The following is a 22,381-nucleotide window of genomic DNA, read 5'->3' as shown; positions in this document are numbered from 1 at the left end:
CGAAACGACTATGCGCACTTTGCGAGACATTGATCAGCTTCGCAGCACGCTGCGAGATTACCGCCAACGCGGCCAGCGTATTGCCCTGGTACCCACTATGGGCAACCTGCATGAAGGGCATTTAGCGTTGGTCGACTGCGCCCGCCAGCACGCCGATATCGTGGTGGCCAGCCTCTTTGTCAATCCTATGCAGTTTGGCCCTGGTGAAGACTTAGACGGCTACCCACGAACATTTAACGCCGACCAGACGCAGCTGGTCGAGGCTGGCTGCGATGTACTGTTTGCACCCACGGTAAGCACGCTTTATCCCAACGGCTTAGACGCCCAGACCCGCGTTCACGTGCCCATGGTAGGTGAAGGTTTATGTGGTGGCTCCCGACCCGGCCATTTTGATGGCGTCTCTACCGTGGTCAGCATGCTGTTTAATCTGGTACAGCCAGACGTCGCCTGCTTCGGCGAAAAGGATTACCAGCAGCTGGCGGTAATTCGTAAGTTGGTAGGCGACCTGCACATGCCCATCGAGATTATCGGCGTGCCCATCGTGCGCGCTGAAGATGGCCTGGCTCTGTCATCACGCAACGGCTATTTAAGTAGCGAGGAGCGTGCAATCGCCCCTGCGCTTTATCGCACGCTGTGTACGCTTCGCGATGCGCTGGAGCGCGGAGAACCTATCGAAAAGGTACTACATCAGGGCCACACCGCGCTGTATGATGCGGGCTTTACGCTGGACTACCTGGAACTGCGCGATGCGACGCTAGGCCCCGTTACCCTAGCGACCCGCCATGCGGTACTGCTCGCCGCCGTCAAGCTGGGCCCGGCGCGATTAATCGACAACCTCACTGTTCAACTCCCGGCCAGCGCTGCCACTACTGGCAGAGAATAAACAAACAACGGGCAAAAATAGGAACTCACATGCATACCATCATGCTCAAAGCCAAGCTGCACATGGCTCGCGTCACTCACGCGGTACTCAACTATGAAGGCTCCTGCGCCATCGACGGCGACCTGCTGGATATGGCGGGTATTCGCGAAAATGAGCAAATTCAGATTTATAATGTCGAGAACGGCGAACGCTTCACTACCTACGCCATTCGCGGCGAGGAAGGCTCCAAGTTAATCTCAATCAACGGTGCGGCGGCGCATCTGGCCGCGCCGGGCCACCGCATCATTATCTGCAGCTACGCTCACTACTCGGAGGCCGAATTGGACAACCACCAGCCCGCGCTGGTGTATCTCCAGGAAGGCAACCATGTTAGCCATACCAGCCATATTATCCCGGTGCAGCTGGCTTAGGCTGAGACCGTCTTGCCACTTTTTTTGCTAACGGGCCATTATGTGGCCCGTGTTTATTTGCCTATAAAGGTTTATTGCCGCAAAGCACTACCATCCCCTATGCTGAAGGGACAGCTGACAGAACACGAATAAAAGAGTACAGCTGCAGTACGCCTATCGGGCATCTGGCATCAGACTGTCTGTTAATTACTTCAGGAGTCATTTTATGCAAGAAGTAGTCATTGTTGCGGCACGCCGCACCGCTGTGGGCACTTTTGGCGGTTCACTGGCAGGTATTCCAGCGAGCGACCTCGGCGCTTTGGTGATCAAGGATATTCTCGCCTCCACCGGCGTTTCTCCCGATCAAGTGGACGAAGTACTACTGGGCCAAGTGCTTACCGCAGGCGCTGGCCAGAACCCGGCGCGCCAGGCATCCATTAAGGCAGGCCTTCCTGAGGCCGTACCGGCCATGACCATCAACAAAGTATGCGGTTCGGGCCTTAAAGCGCTGCACCTTGCCACCCAGGCAATTCGCTGCGGCGATGCCGAGCTTATTCTGGCTGGCGGTCAGGAGAACATGTCCGCCTCTCCCCACGTCCTGCCCAACTCGCGCACCGGTCAACGCATGGGGGACTGGAAAGCCATTGACTCAATGGTGCACGACGGCCTGTGGGATGCCTTCAATAACTACCACATGGGTATTACCGCGGAGAACTTAGCCGAAAAATACGGCATCACCCGCGAAGAAATGGATGAATTTGCCGCCGCGTCGCAGCAAAAAGCCGCTGCGGCGATTAAAGAGGGTAAATTCAAAAGCCAGATCGTGCCGGTGGAAGTTCCCCAGCGTAAAGGCGACCCAGTGGTGTTCGACACCGATGAAAACCCACGCGAAGTGACGGCGGAAAAACTCGGCGGTATGCGCGCTGCGTTCAAGAAAGATGGCACTGTGACGGCGGGTAACGCCTCAGGGCTCAACGACGGCGCCGCCGTGGTGATGATCTGCTCGGCAGAAAAGGCCAAGCAACTCGGCCTTGAGCCGTTGGCGCGTATTGCCGCCTACGCTAATGCAGGCGTTGACCCGGCGATTATGGGCATTGGCCCGGCTCCGGCCACCCGCCGCTGCCTGGAAAAAGCCGGCTGGAGCCTGGACGACCTTGACTTGGTAGAGGCCAACGAAGCCTTCGCAGCTCAAGCGCTTTCGGTTAATAAAGAGCTCGGCTGGGATGTCAGCAAGGTCAATGTCAACGGCGGCGCGATCGCCCTCGGCCACCCGATTGGCGCCTCTGGCTGTCGCGTGTTCGTAACGCTGCTCCACGAAATGATCGCCCGCGATTCGAAGAAAGGCCTGGCGACGCTGTGTATCGGCGGCGGCCAGGGTGTGGCGCTAGCGATCGAGCGTCCGTAAGCAACCCTACCGCTTGTTTAACTATTTGTAGAAAATTAGCAGAAAGCCCTCGTCAATTGACGAGGGCTTTGTCATTTTAGGAGATGCGCGCAGTAGACGAGTAGCAAATTTATCAGTACTCATAACAGGGTTACCTCACACCACGCAAAACTAATGTGCCAATACACAGGCGCGGTGACGACTGACCGGTGTTTTATAGCAAATTGCCATTCATAGCAATTTGCTATAAAATGAGATTAGAATTAAAGGGTTTCATTAAATGCACGTAATTACCCAAAAGCGAATATGGGAAGCTAAGGGAAGATATCCAGATACTGATACCGCACTTGACGCATGGTATCGCCTAATGAAGTCCAATGATCCAAAGGACTTCGCTGCCATGAAAAAAATTTTTCCCGCCACCGATAAGGTCGGGAATGTCCATGTTTTCGACATAGGTGGCAACAAGTTAAGGCTAATTGCTGTAGTTCAGTATCAAGCCAAGAAGGTTTATATCCGCCACATTCTTAATCACACAGAATATGACAAGGGTAAGTGGAGAAAGGAGTGATTATGCACGCTCTCGTTGAACAAGCTACAGAACACTGGGCCTTTATTTCCCCCCTGCTAAGCGACCCGACTACCGAAGCCGAATACGATATTCGAGTTGAGGCGCTGGATGAAATACTCGACCTAATTGGGGATGACGAAACCCACCCTCTCGCAAGCCTTGCGGGGCGCCTGGGTGATGTCATCGAGGCCTATGATGAGCAGCACCGGCCAATGCCAGACGTACCGCCAGCGGACGTTCTTCGCTACTTAATGCAGGAACACCAAATTTCGCAGAGCACACTACCGGAAATTGGCGCCCAATCGGTTGTTTCTGAAGTATTAAATGGCCGTCGCCACCTGAACTGGCGCCAAATTTGCGAGCTTTCAGAGCGTTTCGGAATCTCCACCGACACGTTTAAAGAGCCCCGGAAAAGGCTCAAAATCATAAGCTAATCAAAAGCCCGCTTGCGGGCTCTAACCTGCTGATAATGAAGTTCTCTTTTAAGCACTTACGTCAAAGATGATCGCTTTCATTAACCTCTCTTGTTTTAAGGTTACGATCAGCCCCAATAGCATCATGGCGATCAGCAGAATGATCCAGCGGTAACGGGTGTGGTTAGCCATCAGCATGGCAGTACTCATGAGATAGCCTCGCTTTATTTCATATTCTCTGAGCCCGTATATAACCATTACCTCTTTTACCGCTTTTATCAATTTGCAGCTCGGGTGTAACTAGTCAAGTCCGGCGCAGAACGCCTCCAACAGCGCCCAGCCATGGGGCCACTCCCTTAACTGACTAGCGGCATTGATATGTCCGCAGTTACCGACGTTAATAAAGCCTGCTTGCCAAGCCTGAGCCATTTCTTTAGCGGAGACAGTAGTGGCATAGGGGTCATCGCTGCTGGCAACGACCAATGCTGGAAACGGTAGTGGCCCTGCTGGAACGCATCGGAAGCTGCTCGCCTCAGGTGGAAAAGCATCTGAGGCAGGGTCTGGCGCAGCGACCAAAAACGCACCGCGGACTTTTGCCAATCGACGCGCCTTTTTATCGTCACATTCGGTCGCCAGCGCCCAATGTGCCACCAGCAGGCATGACAAACTGTGAGCAACGAGCAACATCGCCTCTCCTGCCTCATCAATGGCGGCGTCTAATGCCTTCAGCCAATCACTCAACATCGGGCTATCCCAGGAGCTAGGCTCAAAGCACCTGCTGGCCGGCAGCCGCTTTCGCCATAGCGTCTGTCAGTGGTCAGCATCAGAGTTACCCAGGCCGGGAAGAAACAGCAGGCGAGTAGCATTGTTATCAGCGCTCATAACAGAGTTCCTTAAGTGGTCGATGGCACAAGAAAGGCATAAGTATAGTTTACCTTTATCTTAGCGACGCCTCTCCCCCACAATGCGCGACTGTGTCCGCCATACCAGCATTGCCCCCAGCAGGAATAATCCCGATGCGGCCCACATGGCAATGGGCAGACTAGTGCCATCGACGATACGGCCACCCAACATGGCGCCAAGGCCAATGGACATATTGAAGGTAAACGCCATTAACGCCGTGGCGGCTTCGGTATTGGGTGCTGTGCGTAAAATCCAGGTTTGAATGCTGACCGATACGCTGCCAAACACCGCGCCCCACGCCATGAGCAACATGACACCGCTGCTAGGCTGAACACCTAACAGCGGGAAGCTGGCGACGACGATGAGCAGCAGGCTGGGAATCGCCAGCACTGCGCGGTAAGGGTGACGACCGGCAAACATGCCTGCCGCAATATTGCCCACAATGCCTGCCGCCCCGTAAAGCAGCAGCAGGCTGCTCACATGGCGCTGAGAAATACCGCTGATCTCTTGCAGGATGGGGCTAATAAAGGTGTAGGCGGCAAAGTGGCCCACCACCACAAAAGCCGTGGTTAAGACCGCGACTCGCACGCCACGATTACTAAACTGCTGCGCGAGTACCCGCAGGCGAACAGGCTCCCTCGGTGGTAGCGGCGGAAGCCAGCACCACAGCGCCACTGCCGTTAACAGGCTTAAACCACCCAGCGCCCCAAAGGCGACTCGCCAGTTGCTCAGATCCCCCAGCAGTGTGCCCAGTGGCACTCCAAGTACCGAGGCCGCCGCGACGCCACCAAAAATCATCGTCATCGCTTTTGGCACCTGCGCCTCCGGCACAAGGCGCGGGGCAATACTGCCCGCCACCGCCCAAAATCCACCAATACTAAGCCCTACCAGCACGCGGGCGGCGAGCAGTAGAATAAAGCTGCTGGCCATTGCCGAGAGCACGCTTCCCGCAACCATTACGCCCATCAATACCGTGAGCATAATGCGTCTGTCCAAGCGCCCCACGGCAACCGGTAACAGCGGGGCTGAGAAGGCAGCGACTACGCCCGGCACGGTGACCATAAGGCCTGCCGTGCCAGGCGTCACGTCCATGCTCGAGGCCACCTGCGACAGCAGGCCAATCGGCAGTTGTTCAGCGGTCACCAACAAAAAAATGCCGATCATCACGGCGACTACCGCCCACCAGCGCGGCGCTTGATCCTGCTCCATCTGTTGCTCCCTGGCTGACAAACTTACCGCTAAAAAAACGTCACCTAATAAACAACACCGCCCCCGCAGCCGAGGGCTACGAGGGCGGTGGCAGAAACCTTAACGAGCGACTTAAATCACACGCTTTAAATCGTTGTTTCGGTTTCAGCTTCTTCTGCGGCGAAAGCAGCTTTCTCTTCTTCGGTAATCTCTTTCATCGACAGCTTCACGCGGTTGCGGTTATCGATATCCAGCACCTTCACAATCACGTCATCGCCTTCGTTCAAGAAGTCGCGCACGTTGTTGACGCGCTCGGCAACGATCTGCGAGATGTGAACCAGGCCATCGGTACCCGGCATGATGTTAACGAACGCGCCGAAGTCGGCAATCCGCACGACCTTGCCTTTGTAAAGTTTGCCAATTTCCGCTTCAGCAGTAATCGCCAACACGGTATCAATCGCGCGCTTGGCAGCGGCTTTATCTTCCGCGTAGATGCGCACGGTGCCGTCGTCATCAAGATCGATAGAGGCACCGGTATCTTCGCAAATTTTACGAATTGTCGCGCCGCCTTTACCAATCACGTCACGGATCTTATCGGAATCGATTTTGATCGTCGCCATCGACGGCGCGTTGTCGGAGACATCGCTACGGCTCTGGCTGATCACGGTATTCATTTGCTCAAGAATACTCAGCCGCGCCGTTAGTGCTTGCTGAAGCGCGAGCTCCATAATCTCTTCATTGATGCCTTCGATCTTGATGTCCATCTGCAGAGCGGTGATGCCCTCTTCAGAACCGGCGACTTTAAAGTCCATATCGCCGAGGTGATCTTCATCACCCAGGATATCGGTCAATACCGCGAAGCCATCAGCATCTTTCACTAGACCCATGGCAATACCAGCGACCGGAGCCTTCAGTGGCACACCCGCATCCATCAAGGCCAACGAAGAGCCACATACAGAAGCCATTGAGCTGGAACCGTTGGATTCGGTAATCTCAGACACTACACGAATGGTATACGGGAAAGCGTCTTCAGCTGGCAACATGGCCTGTACGCCACGACGTGCCAAGCGACCATGACCGATTTCACGCCGCTTCGGACCGCCCATAAAGCCGGCTTCACCGACTGAATAGGGAGGGAAGTTGTAGTGCAGCATAAAGCGATCTTTACGCTCACCTTCCAGTGATTCGATGAGCTGTGAATCACGCAGCGTGCCCAGCGTTGCTATTGCAATCGCTTGGGTTTCACCACGTGTAAAGATCGCAGAACCGTGAGCTTTCGGCAGCACACCGACTTCGATGTCCAGCGGACGAACGGTCTGATTATCACGACCGTCGATGCGCGGCTCGCCTTTTACCACCCGCGAACGCACAACGCGCTTTTCCAAACCGGCAAAGGCACCTTTCACTTCGTCACGGCTAAATTTACCGTCGGTTTCTTCGCCTTCAGCGGCGGCCAGTTGCTCAATCGCCTGGCCTTTCAGCTCGGCCAGTGCATCCTGGCGCTGCATCTTATCGGTGATACGGTAAGCGTCGCCCACTTTAGCTTCAAAGGCATCGGCCATGGCGGCTTTAAGTATGGCGTTTTCTTCGGCTGCCTGCCATTCCCAGCGCGGCTTGCCTGCTTCAGCGACCAGCTCATTAATCGCGCTGATCGCGACCTGCATCTCTTCGTGCGCAAAGAGCACGGCGCCGAGCATTTCGTCTTCGAGCAGTTCTTTGGCTTCGGATTCAACCATCAGCACGGCTTTTTCGGTGCCGGCGACAACCATATCCAGCTCAGAGCTGGCGAGCTCTTCCACGGTGGGGTTGAGGAAGTAACCCTTCTCTTCGTTAAAACCAACGCGGGCAGCGCCAATCGGGCCACTGAACGGCACGCCGGAAATGCTTAACGCCGCGGAGGTGCCGAGCAGTGCGGCGATATCCGGATCGTGGTTACGATCAGTCGAAAGAACGGTACACACGACCTGTACTTCGTTCATAAAGCCCTTGGGAAAGAGCGGACGAATCGGGCGATCAATCAACCGCGAGGTCAGCGTTTCTTTCTCAGTGGGGCGCCCTTCGCGCTTGAAGAAGCCACCGGGAATCTTGCCGACTGCGTAGGTTTTCTCTTGGTAGTGTACCGAGAGTGGGAAAAAGGGTTGGCTCGGGTTCGCCTCTTTACGAGCCACCACGGTGCACAGCACAACGGTGTCATCCATTGTGACCATGACAGCGCCGGTGGCCTGACGAGCAATACGCCCGGTTTCGAGCGTGACGGTGCTACGACCGTACTGGAATGTTTTCTTTACCGGATTCACAGCGACTTCCTTCAGCATTTTCAATATCTACTTGTCTATTCGTTTAGGTCGTTTTTGACTCGTTACTATTCTAGGCGCTGGAGCGCGATAGGGCTACCAGTTCCCTCTCGCCGCGGACATGTACCATAAAAAAAACGGGCAGCCTTTGGGGCTGCCCGTTTTACATCGTTACTGCTAACGCTTAGCGACGCAGACTTAAACGCTGAATCAAAGACTGATAGCGTTCGAAATCTTTACGCTTTAGGTAGTCCAGCAGTTTACGACGCTGGTTAACCATGCGGATCAGACCACGACGCGAGTGGTGATCCTGTTTGTTGGTCTTGAAGTGGTCCTGCAGGCCATTGATGTTGGCGCTCAGCAGAGCAACCTGCACTTCAGGGGAACCGGTATCGTTATCGCCGCGGCCGTATTCAGTGACGATCTCGGCCTTCTTCTCAGCGGTTAAAGCCATCTGTCTCTCCAGTAAGCAATATGCCTAAAAATGAATGGGTGAGACCACGCATATTTGCAGTCTCAAGCTGCTATGTTCGACTAGCTAGTTTCCGATAGCCATCTTCTACTGACTATTTTCTCGCAGACGGCTGCATCCTTGCAACGCTGTTTTACGAGATAGCGACGGTGCTTAACAGCCGCTTAGGCGCTACTTCCTGGGCGCCTTTCACTACGCCAAGGCCAATAAACGTCTCGGCGTAGTAAAGTCTGGCCAGCTCATCCGGCGCTAACGTGCCAGTGGCTAGATGGGCAGGCTGACCATGGGCCAAACGGGCGTGGGCGGTGTCGTCGACCGTCAATAACGGCAAATGATCCACCAGCACATCCACAGGCATTAGCTCAGCCTCCAGTGCCGCTTGGTCAGCCAGTGCTTCCAAGGCCTCTAGCGTCCACATCGCATCGGCTAAAAAGGGCCCGGTTTTGAGCCTTCTTAGTTGACTGATGTGTGCACCGCAGCCAAGCGCCTTGCCAATATCTTCGGCTAACGTGCGGATGTAAGTGCCTTTACTGCAGCTTACTTCCAGCTCAAAAGCCGTGCCTTCAAACGACAGCAGGCGCGCATCATACACGCTTACGCGCCTTGCTGCACGCTCTACGTGCTTGCCTTCGCGGGCCAGCTCGTAAAGTTTTTTGCCTTGGTGCTTTAAGGCCGAATACATGGGCGGCACTTGGTCAATCTCACCGCGAAAGCGAGTGAGCACAGCTTCCACATCATCGACGCTTAAACTAGGAACCTCGTACTGCTCCATCACCGAGCCTTCCGCATCGCCGGTATCGGTAATCACACCCAATTCTACGCGGGTACGATACACCTTGTCGGCTTCCAGCAAGTGCGACGAGAACTTGGTCGCTTCGCCTAAGCAAATCGGCAATAAGCCGGTGGCCATCGGGTCTAGCGTGCCGGTGTGCCCGGCTTTTTGAGCTTGAAACAAGCGGCGGACTCGCTGCAGCGCATGGTTGCTGGAAACGCCCTTGGGCTTATCCAGTAGCAATACACCATCGACCGGCAAACCACGACGTTGACGCGCCACTAGCGAGTTTCCTCACTTTGCTCGGCGTCGGTGTCATCCTCATGGTCTTGATTACGTGCCCGATCAGTCGTCACGGCTTCTTCGATTAACGATGAGAGCTGCTGACCGCGTACTACACTTTCATCGAAATGAAAGCGTAGTTCCGGCACGTGACGCAGCTTGATACGCTTAGCAATCTGACTGCGTAGAAAACCGGCCGCACGCTTAAGTACTTGCAGATTCTCTTTAATACGCTCGGGCTCTTGCTCACCCAACAAGGTGACGTACACGTCGGCGTAGCCCAAATCACGGCTAACGGTGACACCACTAACCGTGACCATGCCCAGCCGGGGGTCTTTCACTTCTCGTTGGATCAACACCGCCAGCTCCTTTTGGAGCTGGTCGGCTACCCGGTCGGTACGCTTAAATTCGCGCATGTTTGTCTCCTCGCGGCCTTAAAGGCTGCGCTCGACCTTCACTTGGTCGAAGACTTCAATCTTGTCGCCGACTTGGACATCGTTATAGTTCTTCACGCCGATGCCACACTCCATGCCGTTGCGCACTTCCTGCACATCGTCTTTGAAGCGGCGTAGCGATTCGAGCTCGCCTTCGTAGATCACAACGTCATCACGCAACACGCGGATCTTCTTGTTACGATGCACGCTGCCTTCAACCACCATACAGCCGGCAATCGCACCAATCTTCGGCGCTCGGAAGACGTCGCGTACTTCGGCAATCCCAACGATCTCTTCTTTCCACTCCGGGGCGAGCCTACCGCTCATCGCCTGCTTGACCTCGTCGATCAGCTGGTAGATAACGCTGTAGTAGCGCAGATCCAAGCCTTCACGTTCGATAATCTCACGGGCGGCGGCATCAGCGCGGACGTTAAAGCCGACCACGATGGCTTCAGAAGCCAGTGCCAAGTTGGCATCGGTACCGGTGATACCACCGACACCCGAAGACACCACGGCCACTTCCACTTCATCGGTGGAAAGCTCTTCCAGGGCGCCTTTAATCGCTTCCAGTGAGCCTTGAACGTCAACTTTGAGGACGATATTGACCTTAGCCACTTCGTCTTGGCCCATCTGGCTGAACATGTTCTCCAGTTTGGCCTTCTGCTGACGCGCCAAGCGCACTTCACGGTATTTGCCCTGACGGAAGTTAGCCACTTCGCGGGCTTTCTTCTCGTCGGCGACGACCATGAAGTCATCACCGGCATCCGGTGTGCCGCCCAAGCCTTGAATCTCGACCGGCATGGCCGGGCCAGCCTCGTCGACTTGCTGGGCAAGTTCGTTGGTCAGCGCACGCACACGACCGTAGTGCAAGCCTGCCAGGACGATATCGCCCTTTTTCAGCGTACCGTTCTGAACCAGCACGGTAGCCACAGGACCACGACCCTTATCAAGACGAGATTCAACCACCACGCCTTTACCTGGCGCAGAAGGAACCGCTTTAAGTTCGAGTACTTCAGAGGCCAGCTGGATCGCTTCCAGCAGATCTTCCATACCTTCACCGGTCTTGGCAGACACGTGAACAAACTGAGTATCACCGCCCCACTCTTCGGAGATCACGCCATGCTGCGAAAGCTCATTTTTGAGGCGGTCAAGATCGATACCATCTTTATCGATCTTGTTGACCGCCACGACCATCGGCACTTCGGCGGCCTTGGAGTGTTCGATCGCTTCAACAGTCTGCGGCATCACGCCGTCGTCCGCTGCAACAACCAGAATGACCACGTCGGTCGCCTTGGCACCGCGGGCACGCATGGCAGTAAACGCCGCGTGGCCTGGGGTATCCAGGAAGGTGACACCGCCGTGGTTATCTTCCACGTGGTAAGCACCAATATGTTGAGTGATACCGCCGGCTTCACCGGTCGCTACTTTGGCTTTACGGATGTAATCCAGCAGCGAGGTTTTACCGTGGTCAACGTGACCCATAACGGTGACGACGGGCGAACGAGTGATTTCGTCACCTTCGTAGGAAATGCCTTCGAGCATTTCTGTTTCCAGCGCGTCATCTTTGACCAGCTTGACTGTATGGCCCATCTCTTCCACCACGATCGCAGCCGTATCCTGATCGATGGTTTGGTTGATGGTGACCGCTGCGCCCATGTTAAACATGGCCTTGATCACTTCGTTGGCTTTGATCGACATTTTGTCGGCCAATTCCGCCACGCTAATCGACTCTGGGATCGCTACTTCACGCACGATCGGCTGGGTCGGCTTCTGGAAGGCGTGCTTGCCGTTGCCGGCCTGGCTGCCACCGCGACGACCACCGCGACGCTGCTCGGCACGTTTGACCTTCTTACCGCCATTGCCACGCTTACGCTCTTCGCGATCACCACGATCTTCATCGTCACGCCGCCCTTTGGCCTTCGCCGCCACCTTTTTAGGGGGTGCGGTACGACGGTCAGTGCGGCCTTCTTTCGGCGGCGCTGGCGGCATATCATCACCTGAAGGCGCTTCTTCAACTTCAAGATTAGGCACTTCAAGGCTCGGCTTAGCCGGCGCTTTCGGGGTTGAAGGGGCGTGCGGCTTGGCTTCAGTTTCTTGCTTGTTAGCAGCCTCTTTCTGGCTAGCTGCTTCTTCAGCCGCTTTAGCCGCCTTTTCAGCCGCTCTAGCTTTCTGCGCCGCGGCTTTCTCTTCGGCTTCACGCGCATCAGACACTTTGCGCTCAGCTTCGGCTTCCGCCATGTCGCCGACTAGCTGGCGCGGGCCGGTATAGCTAGGCTCCGGCGCTTTCGGCTTCTCATCTTCAGCGCTTTTGACGTAGGTTTTTTTCTTACGTACCTGCACTTCAATGGTTTTGCCGCGCTCGCCGGTGTTGATACGGCTGCGGGTTTTGCGCGTCAGCGTGATGCGGTTCTTGCCTGCCTCAGCTGCTTCGCTACCGCCATGACTCTTCTTAAGAAAACTCAACAGCGTTTGCTTGTCTTCTTCAGACACTGCATCTTTTTCAGACGCGTGCTTTAAGCCCGCTTCTTTCATTTGCTCTAGTAGGCGGGGCACATCTCGGCCCACCTTTACTGCGAAATCTTTAACTGTCATATCTGACATATTGACCCTCCTCAGCCCGTGACCTGTTTACTGTGTGTTTGAATCCGGTATGTCTTCGTCTTCAAACCAGGGCGCACGGGCAGTCATGATCAGTGCCGCTGCGCGCGCTTCGTCCAACTCCTCGATATCGACCAGATCGTCGACAGACTGCTCGGCGAGATCTTCCATGGTGACAATGCCGCGACTGGCCAGAATGAAGGCCAGATGGCGCTCCATGCCATCCATTTCCAGCAGATCAGCGGCTGGTTGGGCACCGTCTAGCGCTTCTTCCGAGGCAATGGCCATCGTCAGCAGCTCGTCTTTCGCACGTGCGCGTAGCTGCTCTACCAAATCTTCATCAAACTCTTCGATTTCGAGCATTTCTTCCATCGGCACGTAGGCGACTTCTTCCAGCGTTGTGAACCCCTCTTCCACCAACAGGCGGGCAACGTCTTCATCCACTTCAAGGTGCTGGATGAAAGAGTCCACCAGGCTATCAATTTCTTGATCGCGCTTAGACTCGGCTTCCTCTTCGGTCATGACGTTAATCCGCCAGCCGGTGAGCTCCGAGGCCAAACGCACGTTCTGACCGCTGCGACCAATGGCTTGCGCCAAGTTATCTTGCGCCACCGCGACATCCATCGCATGGGCGTCTTCGTCCACTAGAATAGACCCCACATCGGCAGGCGCCATGGCGTTGATCACCAGCTGGGCAGGATTGTCGTCCCACAGCACGATATCAACGCGTTCGTTTTGCAGTTCCGAAGAAACTGCTTGAACGCGCGAACCGCGCATCCCCACACAGGCGCCCACTGGATCAATGCGTCGATCGTTCGTTTTTACCGCAATTTTAGCCCGCGAACCGGGGTCCCGGGCGGCACCTTTAATCTCAATCAACTGCTCAGCGATTTCAGGCACTTCAATTTTAAACAGCTCGATGATCAGCTCGGGGCACGTCCGCGATAGCTGAAGCTGGGCACCGCGAGCCTCGGGATCCACTTTGACCAACAGAGCGCGCACCCGCTCGTTCATGCGGTAACGCTCACCGTGAATCATTTCATTGCGCGGCAAAAACGCTTCCGCGTTATCGCCCAGGTCGATGATCAGGCCATCACGAGTGGTTTTTTTAACGATACCCGCTACTAATTCGCCTTCGCGATCAGCGTATTGGCGCACGACTTCAGCACGCTCAGCCTCGCGCACTTTTTGCACGATAACTTGCTTAGCAGTTTGCGCGGCAATACGGCCAAACGACGCATTTTCAATGCGTGTTTCAACCACATCACCCAGCTTTAATGGCGGGTCGCGCTGCTCGGCGATGCTCTGTTTAATTTCATAATCTGGCGTTTCGAATTCATCATCTTCTACGACTGTCCAGAAGCGGAAGGTTTCGTATTCACCAGTGCGGCGGTCAATATGCACGCGCACATTGGCTTCTTCTTGTTCAAAACGCTTGCGTGACGCGCTCGCGAGAGCGGCTTCAACCGCCTCGAAGATGACATCCCGGGGGACGCCCTTCTCATTGGAGATCGCGTCAACGACCATTAAAATCTCTTTACTCATGCGTATGCCTCGCCAGAAAACCTATCCTTATGTGCATCACCCCGGCAGCCTGCCGGCAGCGCCGCTACCCGGTTAATCGTCGAACTGCGGTACGATATGGGCAGAATCGATGCTCTCAATGGGAAAGCAGTACTCTTCGCCATCCATTTGTAGCAGCACCTCATCCCCCTCAACACCGACCAAGAGCCCTTGATACTTGCGCCGCCCGTCAAAGGCAGTGCGCAGCTTGAGCGCGACGTGATGACCTTGAAAGCGGGTAAACTGATCCAGGGAATACAAAGGGCGCGCCATGCCAGGTGAAGAGACTTCCAAGCGATATTCACCGGCAATGGGGTCTTCTACATCCATAACAGCACTAACTTGGCGGCTAATATCTGCGCAGTCTTCCACGCTGACACCACTTTCGCGCTCAATATAGATCACCAGCCGCGAATTTTTGCCCTGGGAAAGATGATCGATACCCCATAGCTCAAAACCCATGGAGGCAACGATAGGTTCTATCAGCGCGTGAAGCGCAGCGTGTTTAGTGGCCACAGACAAAGCTCCTATAGCCGTTGCATCAGGCACCTGGCCAGGAGTCATTAGTAAAGCTAGGTGGCTGATTGGCGTTACTCGGAAATGTGCCTCCGGCTTTCCGGTCGGCATCCGCTATTTAGATATTTGCATTAGCCAAAAGCAGGCATGACACATGCTCTTGCTAACCAAAAGCTGCTAACAAAAAGCCCCTTCACTGGAAGGGGCTTTTTGAAATAAACCTTAAGTACCATCTATCCTAGCAACACGTAACAGGCTTTACTTTAATAAGCCATTGTTTTCCGAACTCATTACCTGAAAAACAACTTAGTTACATGCTTACAAAAAATGGTAGCGGGGACCGGATTTGAACCGATGACCTTCGGGTTATGAGCCCGACGAGCTACCAGACTGCTCCACCCCGCATCAATCTAGGTCGACGATAATAGACACTTATGCTATTAACGTCAAGTACTTCTTGCTTCAAGAACGGCTTTTTTCGATTGCCCTCTACTTAAAGCTGTCTTTTTAACGTTAGTCACCAAACCTAGCTTTCTGGTAACAAAAAAGACATTCTGACAAGCTGGCGAGCCAGCCAAACAGATGGTGCCGAAGGCGGGACTTGAACCCGCACGACCATACGGTCACTACCCCCTCAAGATAGCGTGTCTACCAATTCCACCACTTCGGCAACAGGGGAGACTAAAGAACATCACAGCATCTAAATCATTAACTACTTAGTCGCTAACCACTTAGTCGCTGCTTTCCTCTAGCACTGGCGCGGCATTATCCACGTCTGCTGGGCCGTCGTCAAGCGTTGGAACGCTTTGCTGCTGCTCGATCAGGCGTGAATCCGGAATACCGGCTTCGGGGGCTTGGCCAGCCTGAGTGGCAAAATAAGCCAATGCCATAGAAGTGGCGAAAAAGCCCGCCGCCAAAATAGCCGTAGTACGCGACAGAAAATTACCGCTGCCTCGCGACCCAAACACCGTTTGCGAGGCGCCGCCACCGAAAGCCGCACCGGCTTCGGCACCTTTACCCTGCTGAAGCAGAATGAGTACCACCAGGGCGATCGCAATCACCACGTGAATCATAAGAATTGCAACTTGCATGGCGTTATCCTGCTGACTGACAAATGGTATAAAAATCATCGATCTTGAGTGAGGCTCCGCCCACTAGACCGCCGTCGATATCCGGCTGAGCGAGCAGCTCAGCCGCATTGCTTGCATTCATGCTGCCGCCATAAAGCAGACGCAGCTTTTCGGCGAGCTGTTTATCAAAGCCCGCCTGATAGGCACGAATACCAGCCATCACCTCTTGAGCCTGCTCAGGGCTAGCCGTGCGTCCTGTGCCAATCGCCCATACGGGCTCGTAGGCAATAACCACCTGCTGGCGCTGGTCTGGGTCTAAACGTGACATCACATAGCCCACTTGGCGAAGCACCACTTCCATGGTACGGCCTGCATCACGCTCCTCTAAAGACTCGCCCACACACAGAATCGGTTTGATCTCGACACTCAGGGCTGCCAAAAGACGCGCAAATATCTGTTCGTCGCTCTCGTTATACAGCTGACGCCGCTCCGAGTGCCCCACCAATACGTGGGAAACCGCAAACTCCTTAAGCATGCGGCCACTGACTTCACCGGTATGCGCGCCTGAGTGAATGGGGTTCAGCGTTTGCGCGCCAATTGACAGCACGGTTCCTTCAAACGCCTGGCGCGCCGCATCCAGATAGGGAAATGGTGGAATAATAACCACTTCCACACTGGTTGGCGATACGTCAGCTGCGAATGCCTGACCGAAATCATTAATCAACGCTACGGAACCGTTCATTTTCCAGTTGCCGGCAATTAAAGGCGTGCGCATCGACTGTCCTCACTCTAAGGTGGAGCGAAATGGTATAGGAGCGGCCTTGTCAAGACAACCGCTGTTGTAAACACTGTCTGGTTTGTTGAGCAAGCCTAGCTGAGCAGGGTAGTCACTTGCCCCGCCAAGGTACGCGCCAATTGATCCACGTCCAAATGGGCGCGCCCTTCCACCATTACTCGAATTAACGGCTCGGTGCCTGACGGCCTTAGCAGTACTCGACCATTATCGCCTAGCTCATGCTCCAAAGCAGCCACGGCTTTTTTGAGAGGCGCGGATTCCATCAACTCTTTGGCATTGGCGCCTGCGGGCAATCGCACATTGATGAGCACCTGCGGCACTTTTTCCAGCTCTTTAAGCAGAGTCGGTAGGCTTTTTTGCTCGCGCATCATCAAGGCCAATACCTGCAATGCCGAAACGATTCCGTCGCCGGTACTCTGAACATGGCCGCACACAATGTGCCCAGACGACTCGCCCCCCAGTTCCCAACCATTGGCGGCCATACGTTCAATCACAAAGCGGTCGCCCACTTTGGCTCGCTCAAAGGGAATGCCCAGCTTATCAAGTGCCATGGCGAGACCCAAATTAGACATCACCGTGCCTACTACGCCGCCTTCAAGCAAACCGCGCTCAAGGCGGTCGCGGGCAATCAAATAGAGGATGTCATCGCCATCCACCTCACGGCCATCGCCATCTACCATTAGCACACGATCGCCATCGCCGTCGAAGGCAATGCCTAAATCGGCTTTTTGCTGAATCACGGCAGCACGCAGCGCGGCGGGATGCGTTGAACCTACCTCCTGGTTAATGTTTAACCCATCGGGAGAAGCGCCAAGCGTAGTGACATAAGCCCCCAGTTCGCGAAATACGTTAGGTGCAATGTGGTAGGTGGCGCCGTGAGCACAATCCAATACGATGTTGAGGCCATGCAGGCTAAGCCGATCAGGCAGGGTCGATTTACAAAACTCAATGTAACGGCCGGCAGCGTCGTCGATGCGGGTCGCCTTGCCCAACTGCGCAGCTTCAGCCGTGGTGAGCGGTTCATCTAGCATCGCCTCAATCCGGCCTTCGATATCGTCGGGCAGCTTTTTGCCTTCGGCGGAAAAGAATTTGATGCCATTATCGTCATAAGGATTGTGTGACGCCGAAATAACAATCCCCGCATCAGCACGAAACGTTCGCGTTAGGTAAGCAATACCTGGGGTCGGCATGGGCCCGAGCAGCGACACATCAACGCCCGCGGCCGACAACCCTGCCTCTAAAGCGGACTCAAACATATAGCCTGAAATGCGTGTGTCTTTGCCAATCAGCACCCGCGTTCGACCACGGTCGCGGCGCAGCACTTGTCCAGTCGCCCAGCCCAATTTGAGCATAAAATCGGCGGTAATCGGTGACTGGCCGACCGTTCCACGAATACCATCCGTCCCAAAATAGCGCCTTGTCATGCACCTCACTCCTCAATGTAGCGGCGGCTCGCCACCTTCTTGTAGTACTGCCCAGGTCATATTGACGGCATCGATCGTTGCAGCGACATCGTGAACGCGCAAAATATTCGCCCCCCGCTCCACCGCCATCGCGGTGAGCGCTAACCCCCCCGAGAGGCGCTCCTCCACCGGGCGACCCAATACTTTACCAATCATACTTTTGCGTGACATACCGACCAGCAGCGGCAGCGACAGCGTTTGTAGCGACTGCATGTACTTCAGTAAGCGTAGATTGTGTTCGACGCTTTTGCCGAAACCAAAGCCAGGGTCAATTAACAAACGGTTTCGGCGTAGCCCCGCCGCTTCACACGCGGCGATCCGACGCGCTAAATAGTCAGCGACCACCTCTTCAACCGGCTGCTGATAGCTAGGCGCCTGCTGCATATTTTGCGGCTCACCCTGGCGATGCATCAAGCAGACGGGTAGGCCGCTACCGGCCGCTGCCAACAATGCCCCTTCGCGCTCTAAAGCGCGCACATCGTTAATCATCCCGGCCCCTAACCCACCCGCCTCGCGCATCACCGCCGGGCAGCTGGTATCCACCGAGACCAGCGCATCCAACTCGCGCACCAAGGCTTCCACCACCGGCGCCACGCGATCCAGCTCCTGCTGAGAGCTGACAGGGGTCGCGCCCGGGCGTGTCGACTCGCCGCCCACATCAATGATTGCGGCACCCTCGGCCAGCATTCGCTCGGCATGACGCAAGGCGTCATCTAACGCCACGTGCTGACCACCATCAGAAAAAGAGTCGGGGGTAACGTTTAAGACTCCCATAACGCGAGGGAAGGATAAGTCTAGCAGGTGTCGCCCACAACGCAGCTGGAAAGCGTTCTCAGCGGCCTGCGTAGAAGAAATGTCCAGAAGTGATCTCATGCTGCTGCCTGGTCAAAAAAGAAACATCGCCGTGGTAAGTACACAGAAGTAGGTACACAGCATAATAAATAAGGCGCCCCATCATGGGACGCCTTTGGCTCATACGGGGCTTAGCGCTTAGGGGCCAGCCGGGCCACCTAATGGGTCAGAAGGACGCCGACGCGGCTCATCATCCTCTTCTTCATCGGCTTTAGCCTGTGGCGTGTCGTCGCCAACGGGCGTACCGCCGCCGGGTGAGTCACCATCATTCCAACCTTCAGGCGGGCGCGGATCACGTCCGTCCATGATGTCCTTCAACTGGCTGGCATCAATAGTTTCGTACTTCATCAAGGCTTCGGCCATCGCATCGAGCTTATCGCGATTGTCGGTCAAAATCTGACGCGCTTGCTCGTAACAACCGTCGATAATCTTGCGCACTTCCTTATCCAGACGCGTGGTCGTTTCGCCCGACTTCATCTTGTTGCCACCTTGACCCGGGCCGCCCAGGAACTGATGCGACTCGTCTTCGTCGTACATGATGGGGCCCATTTCGTCTGACAAGCCCCATTTAGCGACCATGTTATGAGCAAGCTCAGTGGCGCGCTTAATGTCGTTTGAAGCCCCGGTGGTTACGCCGTTAGGGCCTAGCGTCATTTCTTCGGCAATACGGCCACCAAACAGCGAACAGATTTGGCCGATAATTTGCTGACGCGAGAGGCTGTAACGATCCTCTTCCGGCAGGAACATGGTGACACCCAGCGCACGGCCACGAGGAATAATCGTTACCTTATAGACAGGATCATGGGAAGGCACGACCAGACCAATGATGGCGTGACCCGACTCATGGTAAGCGGTATTGAGCTTCTCTTTGTCGGTCATGACCATCGATTTGCGCTCAGCGCCCATCATGATCTTGTCCTTGGCAAGCTCAAGCTCTTCCATGCTTACCAAGCGCTTGTTACGGCGCGCAGCAAACAAAGCGGCTTCATTGACCAAGTTAGCCAAATCTGCGCCGGAGAAACCCGGTGTACCACGAGCAATCAATTGAGGCTTTACGTCATCCGCCAGCGGCACCTTGCGCAGGTGAACACCCATAATATGCTCACGACCACGGATATCCGGCAGACCAACCGTCACTTGGCGGTCAAAACGGCCAGGGCGCATTAGCGCAGGGTCAAGAACGTCAGGACGGTTAGTCGCAGCAATCACGATAACGCCTTCGTTTTCTTCAAAACCGTCCATCTCAACCAGCAGCTGGTTCAGTGTCTGCTCGCGTTCATCGTTGCCGCCGCCCATGCCAGCACCACGCGAGCGACCGACCGCGTCAATCTCGTCAATGAAGATAATGCAGGGAGCCTGCTTCTTGGCCTGTTCAAACATGTCGCGTACACGAGAGGCACCGACACCAACGAACATCTCAACAAAGTCAGAGCCAGAGATCGAGAAGAACGGCACCTTAGCTTCGCCTGCAATCGACTTGGCCAACAGCGTTTTACCCGTACCTGGCGGACCCACCATTAATACGCCACGAGGGATGGCGCCACCTAAGCGCTGGAATTTAGTCGGTTCACGCAGGAAGTCGACCAACTCCTCCACTTCTTCCTTGGCTTCATCACACCCAGCCACGTCGGCAAAAGTGGTTTTGATTTGATCTTGAGAGAGCAGCTTGGCTTTCGACTTGCCAAAGCTCATCGGACCGCCTTTACCGCCACCGGAACCGCCCTGCATCTGACGCATAAAGAACATAAAGATGCCCAGAATCAGCAGGATCGGGAAGCTGGCAATAAGCAGTCGCGTCCAGATACTTTGCTGCTCCGGCTCTTTACCCACCACGGTCACATCATTGCTCAACAGGTCGTCCATCAGCTTCGGATCTTCCGCCGAGGGGCGGATTGTCTGAAACTGAGAGCCGTCCGAACGCTCACCACTGATGGTGTAACCATCAATGGTCACGCTACGTACCTGCTGATTTTGCACCTGCTCCACAAACTGGGAATAGTTCATGGTTTGCGGTGCGCTTTCGGTACTGAAGTTGTTGAACACTGTCAGTAGGACGGCCGCGATGACCAACCACAGAATCAGGTTCTTCGCCATATCGTTCAAGGGGCTACCCTCATTACAAGAATCCGTCAGTTAAATCCTGATGCTTAATAAAGCCTGCTACTAATACATCTAGTTTTGGACATTACACCAGCATCAAGCGTTCAACCATTGCCAAAGCGTCTTATGCCTCGGGCCATCTGTGTCACGCGCGTTCATCGCGTAATGTGACACACGTGCGCTTACCTGTCTGGCAATCGCGCTGATAAATCTTGGCTATGAACCATAGGTTCAAATGCCCAACCATACGGATAGTCATCAAGGCTCACCGTTCGTTACTCGCAAGTAACAACTGCCTGGGAATAACAGCTACTTGCTAATAACTAATGGCTAATAACTACCCGCGAAATCCTTCGGCGAGGAAGTAGACTTCACGCGAGCGAGCTCGCGATGCATCCGGCTTCCGAGTGACGACTTTACTAAAGTTGCTACGCAGCTCTTTCAAGTAGGCGTCAAACCCCTCACCTTGGAATACCTTAGCTAAAAATCGACCACCAGGCGACAATGTATCGCGAGCTAATTCTAACGCTAACTCTACTAAGTACATCGCCTGAGGCTGATCAATCGCCGCCATACCACTCATATTGGGGGCCATGTCCGACATCACAAGGTCTACGCGCCGATTATCTAGGCGTTTCAGTATCGCCTCAAGCACAGCCTCTTCAGTAAAATCCCCCTGTATAAAATCGACGCCAGCTAGCGCATCCATCTCCAGAATATCGGAGGCAATGACCACCCCTTCAGGCCCCACTTTCTCGGCGGCAATTTGACTCCAGCCACCGGGCGCGGCGCCTAGGTCGATCACCGTCATACCAGGGCGTAGCAGCTTATCCTTTTCATCCAACTCGATCAGCTTGTAGCTGGCGCGGGAGCGATAGCCATCTTGCCAGCTCTGCTTCACGTATTGGTCGTCAAAATGCTCCTTCTTCCAATTACTACTGGTTTTACTGACTGAATGTTTACGGTTTGGAGGCTTTTGCTGCATGTGGGAATCTAACGCTGGAATAAGAGATGGGCGCTTTCACGCGAGTGCTTTCACTCGATGACGTTTCACCGTAAGATGGAGCGTTAAGCGCTAACCGGGATACCGCAAGATACCATGAGCTTGTCACAGGCACAAAAGAAAGCATTTCGTAGCATTGGCCACCATCTTAACCCAGTGGTCACCGTTTCTGAGAACGGCGTCTCCGAAAATCTGCTCGCAGAACTTAACCGCGCGCTCACCGATCACGAACTGATCAAAGTGAAGCTCGCTCTTCCTGAGCGAGATGACCGCGCTGCCATAATCGCCGAACTAACTGCCAACAGCCGTGCCGACCTTGTGCAAGCCATTGGCAAAATGGCGTTGTTGTACCGCAGAAACCCAAAGGTGAACCCAAAACTGTCTAATGTCACCCGCTTTGAGAACCACCATGGCCGGCATTAACCGCTAGCTTGA

At 54.8% G+C, this 22,381-nt stretch carries 21 protein-coding genes, 2 tRNA genes and 1 pseudogene; 6 read left to right on the top strand and 18 right to left on the bottom strand.

The window, feature by feature from the left end; genetic code table 11:
* The first annotated feature begins 10 nt into the window (after window positions 1-10).
* From panC to RZA33_RS16475, 5 genes are all read left to right on the top strand, one after another.
* On the top strand, window positions 11-883 hold the full coding sequence (gene panC, locus RZA33_RS16495; RefSeq protein ID WP_317508793.1) for a pantoate--beta-alanine ligase: 873 nt from the start codon (window positions 11-13) through the stop codon (window positions 881-883).
* A gap of 29 nt (window positions 884-912) precedes the next feature.
* On the top strand, window positions 913-1,293 hold the full coding sequence (gene panD / locus RZA33_RS16490; protein WP_290829439.1) for an aspartate 1-decarboxylase: 381 nt from the start codon (window positions 913-915) through the stop codon (window positions 1,291-1,293).
* A gap of 205 nt (window positions 1,294-1,498) precedes the next feature.
* A complete protein-coding gene (locus RZA33_RS16485) occupies window positions 1,499-2,677 on the top strand; it encodes an acetyl-CoA C-acetyltransferase (protein WP_317508792.1) in 1,179 nt (392 codons plus the stop codon).
* A 259-nt stretch (window positions 2,678-2,936) separates the two neighbouring features.
* Window positions 2,937-3,227 carry a type II toxin-antitoxin system HigB family toxin gene (locus RZA33_RS16480; RefSeq protein ID WP_317508791.1) on the top strand — a complete coding sequence of 97 codons (291 nt, stop codon included), beginning with the start codon at window positions 2,937-2,939 and terminating at the stop codon, window positions 3,225-3,227.
* Between the two features lie 2 nt (window positions 3,228-3,229).
* Complete coding sequence (locus RZA33_RS16475) at window positions 3,230-3,661, top strand: transcriptional regulator (protein WP_317508790.1); 432 nt, start codon at window positions 3,230-3,232, stop codon at window positions 3,659-3,661.
* Window positions 3,662-3,709: 48 nt separating this feature from the next.
* Here RZA33_RS16475 and RZA33_RS16470 read toward each other — a convergent pair whose 3' ends face one another.
* From RZA33_RS16470 to rlmE, 18 genes and pseudogenes are all read right to left on the bottom strand, one after another.
* Entirely contained in the window at window positions 3,710-3,850 is a 141-nt protein-coding gene (locus RZA33_RS16470; protein WP_317508789.1) for a hypothetical protein, read from the bottom strand.
* Window positions 3,851-3,940: 90 nt separating this feature from the next.
* Window positions 3,941-4,438, bottom strand: a pseudogene (locus RZA33_RS16465) (RBBP9/YdeN family alpha/beta hydrolase); the annotation flags it as partial.
* A gap of 144 nt (window positions 4,439-4,582) precedes the next feature.
* Window positions 4,583-5,752, bottom strand: coding sequence for an MFS transporter (locus RZA33_RS16460; protein ID WP_317508788.1), 1,170 nt, complete (start codon window positions 5,750-5,752; stop codon window positions 4,583-4,585).
* Between the two features lie 125 nt (window positions 5,753-5,877).
* Entirely contained in the window at window positions 5,878-8,046 is a 2,169-nt protein-coding gene (gene pnp, locus RZA33_RS16455) for a polyribonucleotide nucleotidyltransferase (protein WP_317508787.1), read from the bottom strand.
* A gap of 163 nt (window positions 8,047-8,209) precedes the next feature.
* On the bottom strand, window positions 8,210-8,479 hold the full coding sequence (gene rpsO, locus RZA33_RS16450) for a 30S ribosomal protein S15 (RefSeq protein ID WP_101145692.1): 270 nt from the start codon (window positions 8,477-8,479) through the stop codon (window positions 8,210-8,212).
* A gap of 151 nt (window positions 8,480-8,630) precedes the next feature.
* Window positions 8,631-9,551: a tRNA pseudouridine(55) synthase TruB gene (gene truB / locus RZA33_RS16445; protein ID WP_317508786.1), complete on the bottom strand. Its 921-nt coding sequence runs from the start codon at window positions 9,549-9,551 to the stop codon at window positions 8,631-8,633.
* Window positions 9,551-9,967: a 30S ribosome-binding factor RbfA gene (rbfA, locus tag RZA33_RS16440; protein WP_317508785.1), complete on the bottom strand. Its 417-nt coding sequence runs from the start codon at window positions 9,965-9,967 to the stop codon at window positions 9,551-9,553. The genes truB and rbfA overlap by 1 nt, the downstream gene beginning before the upstream one ends.
* Before the next feature lie 18 nt (window positions 9,968-9,985).
* Window positions 9,986-12,586, bottom strand: a complete 2,601-nt coding sequence (gene infB / locus RZA33_RS16435; protein ID WP_317508784.1) for a translation initiation factor IF-2 — start codon at window positions 12,584-12,586, stop codon at window positions 9,986-9,988.
* 27 nt (window positions 12,587-12,613) lie between these two features.
* On the bottom strand, window positions 12,614-14,128 hold the full coding sequence (gene nusA, locus RZA33_RS16430) for a transcription termination factor NusA (RefSeq protein ID WP_317508783.1): 1,515 nt from the start codon (window positions 14,126-14,128) through the stop codon (window positions 12,614-12,616).
* A gap of 72 nt (window positions 14,129-14,200) precedes the next feature.
* Entirely contained in the window at window positions 14,201-14,662 is a 462-nt protein-coding gene (gene rimP / locus RZA33_RS16425) for a ribosome maturation factor RimP (RefSeq protein ID WP_317508782.1), read from the bottom strand.
* A 328-nt stretch (window positions 14,663-14,990) separates the two neighbouring features.
* Window positions 14,991-15,067, bottom strand: a tRNA-Met gene (locus RZA33_RS16420).
* 178 nt (window positions 15,068-15,245) lie between these two features.
* Window positions 15,246-15,332: transfer RNA gene (locus RZA33_RS16415), tRNA-Leu, on the bottom strand.
* 61 nt (window positions 15,333-15,393) lie between these two features.
* Window positions 15,394-15,753 carry a preprotein translocase subunit SecG gene (gene secG / locus RZA33_RS16410; RefSeq protein WP_317508781.1) on the bottom strand — a complete coding sequence of 120 codons (360 nt, stop codon included), beginning with the start codon at window positions 15,751-15,753 and terminating at the stop codon, window positions 15,394-15,396.
* A gap of 4 nt (window positions 15,754-15,757) precedes the next feature.
* The gene (tpiA, locus tag RZA33_RS16405; protein WP_317508780.1) at window positions 15,758-16,507 is read right to left on the bottom strand and encodes a triose-phosphate isomerase; all 750 of its coding nucleotides are present in this window, start codon (window positions 16,505-16,507) and stop codon (window positions 15,758-15,760) included.
* A gap of 95 nt (window positions 16,508-16,602) precedes the next feature.
* A complete protein-coding gene (gene glmM / locus RZA33_RS16400) occupies window positions 16,603-17,952 on the bottom strand; it encodes a phosphoglucosamine mutase (protein ID WP_317508779.1) in 1,350 nt (449 codons plus the stop codon).
* Window positions 17,953-17,964: 12 nt separating this feature from the next.
* Entirely contained in the window at window positions 17,965-18,864 is a 900-nt protein-coding gene (folP, locus tag RZA33_RS16395; RefSeq protein ID WP_317508778.1) for a dihydropteroate synthase, read from the bottom strand.
* A gap of 117 nt (window positions 18,865-18,981) precedes the next feature.
* The gene (gene ftsH, locus RZA33_RS16390) at window positions 18,982-20,946 is read right to left on the bottom strand and encodes an ATP-dependent zinc metalloprotease FtsH (protein WP_317508777.1); all 1,965 of its coding nucleotides are present in this window, start codon (window positions 20,944-20,946) and stop codon (window positions 18,982-18,984) included.
* 334 nt (window positions 20,947-21,280) lie between these two features.
* On the bottom strand, window positions 21,281-21,928 hold the full coding sequence (gene rlmE / locus RZA33_RS16385; RefSeq protein ID WP_317508776.1) for a 23S rRNA (uridine(2552)-2'-O)-methyltransferase RlmE: 648 nt from the start codon (window positions 21,926-21,928) through the stop codon (window positions 21,281-21,283).
* 114 nt (window positions 21,929-22,042) lie between these two features.
* On the opposite strand from rlmE, the gene yhbY reads away from it, so the two are divergent.
* Window positions 22,043-22,369, top strand: a complete 327-nt coding sequence (gene yhbY / locus RZA33_RS16380; RefSeq protein WP_317508775.1) for a ribosome assembly RNA-binding protein YhbY — start codon at window positions 22,043-22,045, stop codon at window positions 22,367-22,369.
* Window positions 22,370-22,381 lie beyond the last annotated feature (12 nt).

Origin of the sequence: Halovibrio sp. HP20-59 (genome assembly GCF_033052795.2) — a bacterium.
Classification (GTDB): Bacteria; Pseudomonadota; Gammaproteobacteria; order Pseudomonadales; family Halomonadaceae; genus Vreelandella.
This window is presented reverse-complemented; position numbering and strand designations above follow the sequence as displayed.

What these genes read in the sequence shown, in the direction of transcription:
- panC (WP_317508793.1), top strand. Translation starts at nt 11, where the DNA reads ATGCGCACTTTGCGAGACATTGATCAGCTTCGCAGCACGCTGCGAGAT.
- panD (WP_290829439.1), top strand. Translation starts at nt 913, where the DNA reads ATGCATACCATCATGCTCAAAGCCAAGCTGCACATGGCTCGCGTCACT.
- RZA33_RS16485 (WP_317508792.1), top strand. Translation starts at nt 1,499, where the DNA reads ATGCAAGAAGTAGTCATTGTTGCGGCACGCCGCACCGCTGTGGGCACT.
- RZA33_RS16480 (WP_317508791.1), top strand. Translation starts at nt 2,937, where the DNA reads ATGCACGTAATTACCCAAAAGCGAATATGGGAAGCTAAGGGAAGATAT.
- RZA33_RS16475 (WP_317508790.1), top strand. Translation starts at nt 3,230, where the DNA reads ATGCACGCTCTCGTTGAACAAGCTACAGAACACTGGGCCTTTATTTCC.
- RZA33_RS16470 (WP_317508789.1), bottom strand. Translation starts at nt 3,850, where the DNA reads ATGAGTACTGCCATGCTGATGGCTAACCACACCCGTTACCGCTGGATC.
- RZA33_RS16460 (WP_317508788.1), bottom strand. Translation starts at nt 5,752, where the DNA reads ATGGAGCAGGATCAAGCGCCGCGCTGGTGGGCGGTAGTCGCCGTGATG.
- pnp (WP_317508787.1), bottom strand. Translation starts at nt 8,046, where the DNA reads ATGCTGAAGGAAGTCGCTGTGAATCCGGTAAAGAAAACATTCCAGTAC.
- rpsO (WP_101145692.1), bottom strand. Translation starts at nt 8,479, where the DNA reads ATGGCTTTAACCGCTGAGAAGAAGGCCGAGATCGTCACTGAATACGGC.
- rbfA (WP_317508785.1), bottom strand. Translation starts at nt 9,967, where the DNA reads ATGCGCGAATTTAAGCGTACCGACCGGGTAGCCGACCAGCTCCAAAAG.
- infB (WP_317508784.1), bottom strand. Translation starts at nt 12,586, where the DNA reads ATGTCAGATATGACAGTTAAAGATTTCGCAGTAAAGGTGGGCCGAGAT.
- nusA (WP_317508783.1), bottom strand. Translation starts at nt 14,128, where the DNA reads ATGAGTAAAGAGATTTTAATGGTCGTTGACGCGATCTCCAATGAGAAG.
- secG (WP_317508781.1), bottom strand. Translation starts at nt 15,753, where the DNA reads ATGCAAGTTGCAATTCTTATGATTCACGTGGTGATTGCGATCGCCCTG.
- tpiA (WP_317508780.1), bottom strand. Translation starts at nt 16,507, where the DNA reads ATGCGCACGCCTTTAATTGCCGGCAACTGGAAAATGAACGGTTCCGTA.
- glmM (WP_317508779.1), bottom strand. Translation starts at nt 17,952, where the DNA reads ATGACAAGGCGCTATTTTGGGACGGATGGTATTCGTGGAACGGTCGGC.
- folP (WP_317508778.1), bottom strand. Translation starts at nt 18,864, where the DNA reads ATGAGATCACTTCTGGACATTTCTTCTACGCAGGCCGCTGAGAACGCT.
- rlmE (WP_317508776.1), bottom strand. Translation starts at nt 21,928, where the DNA reads ATGCAGCAAAAGCCTCCAAACCGTAAACATTCAGTCAGTAAAACCAGT.
- yhbY (WP_317508775.1), top strand. Translation starts at nt 22,043, where the DNA reads ATGAGCTTGTCACAGGCACAAAAGAAAGCATTTCGTAGCATTGGCCAC.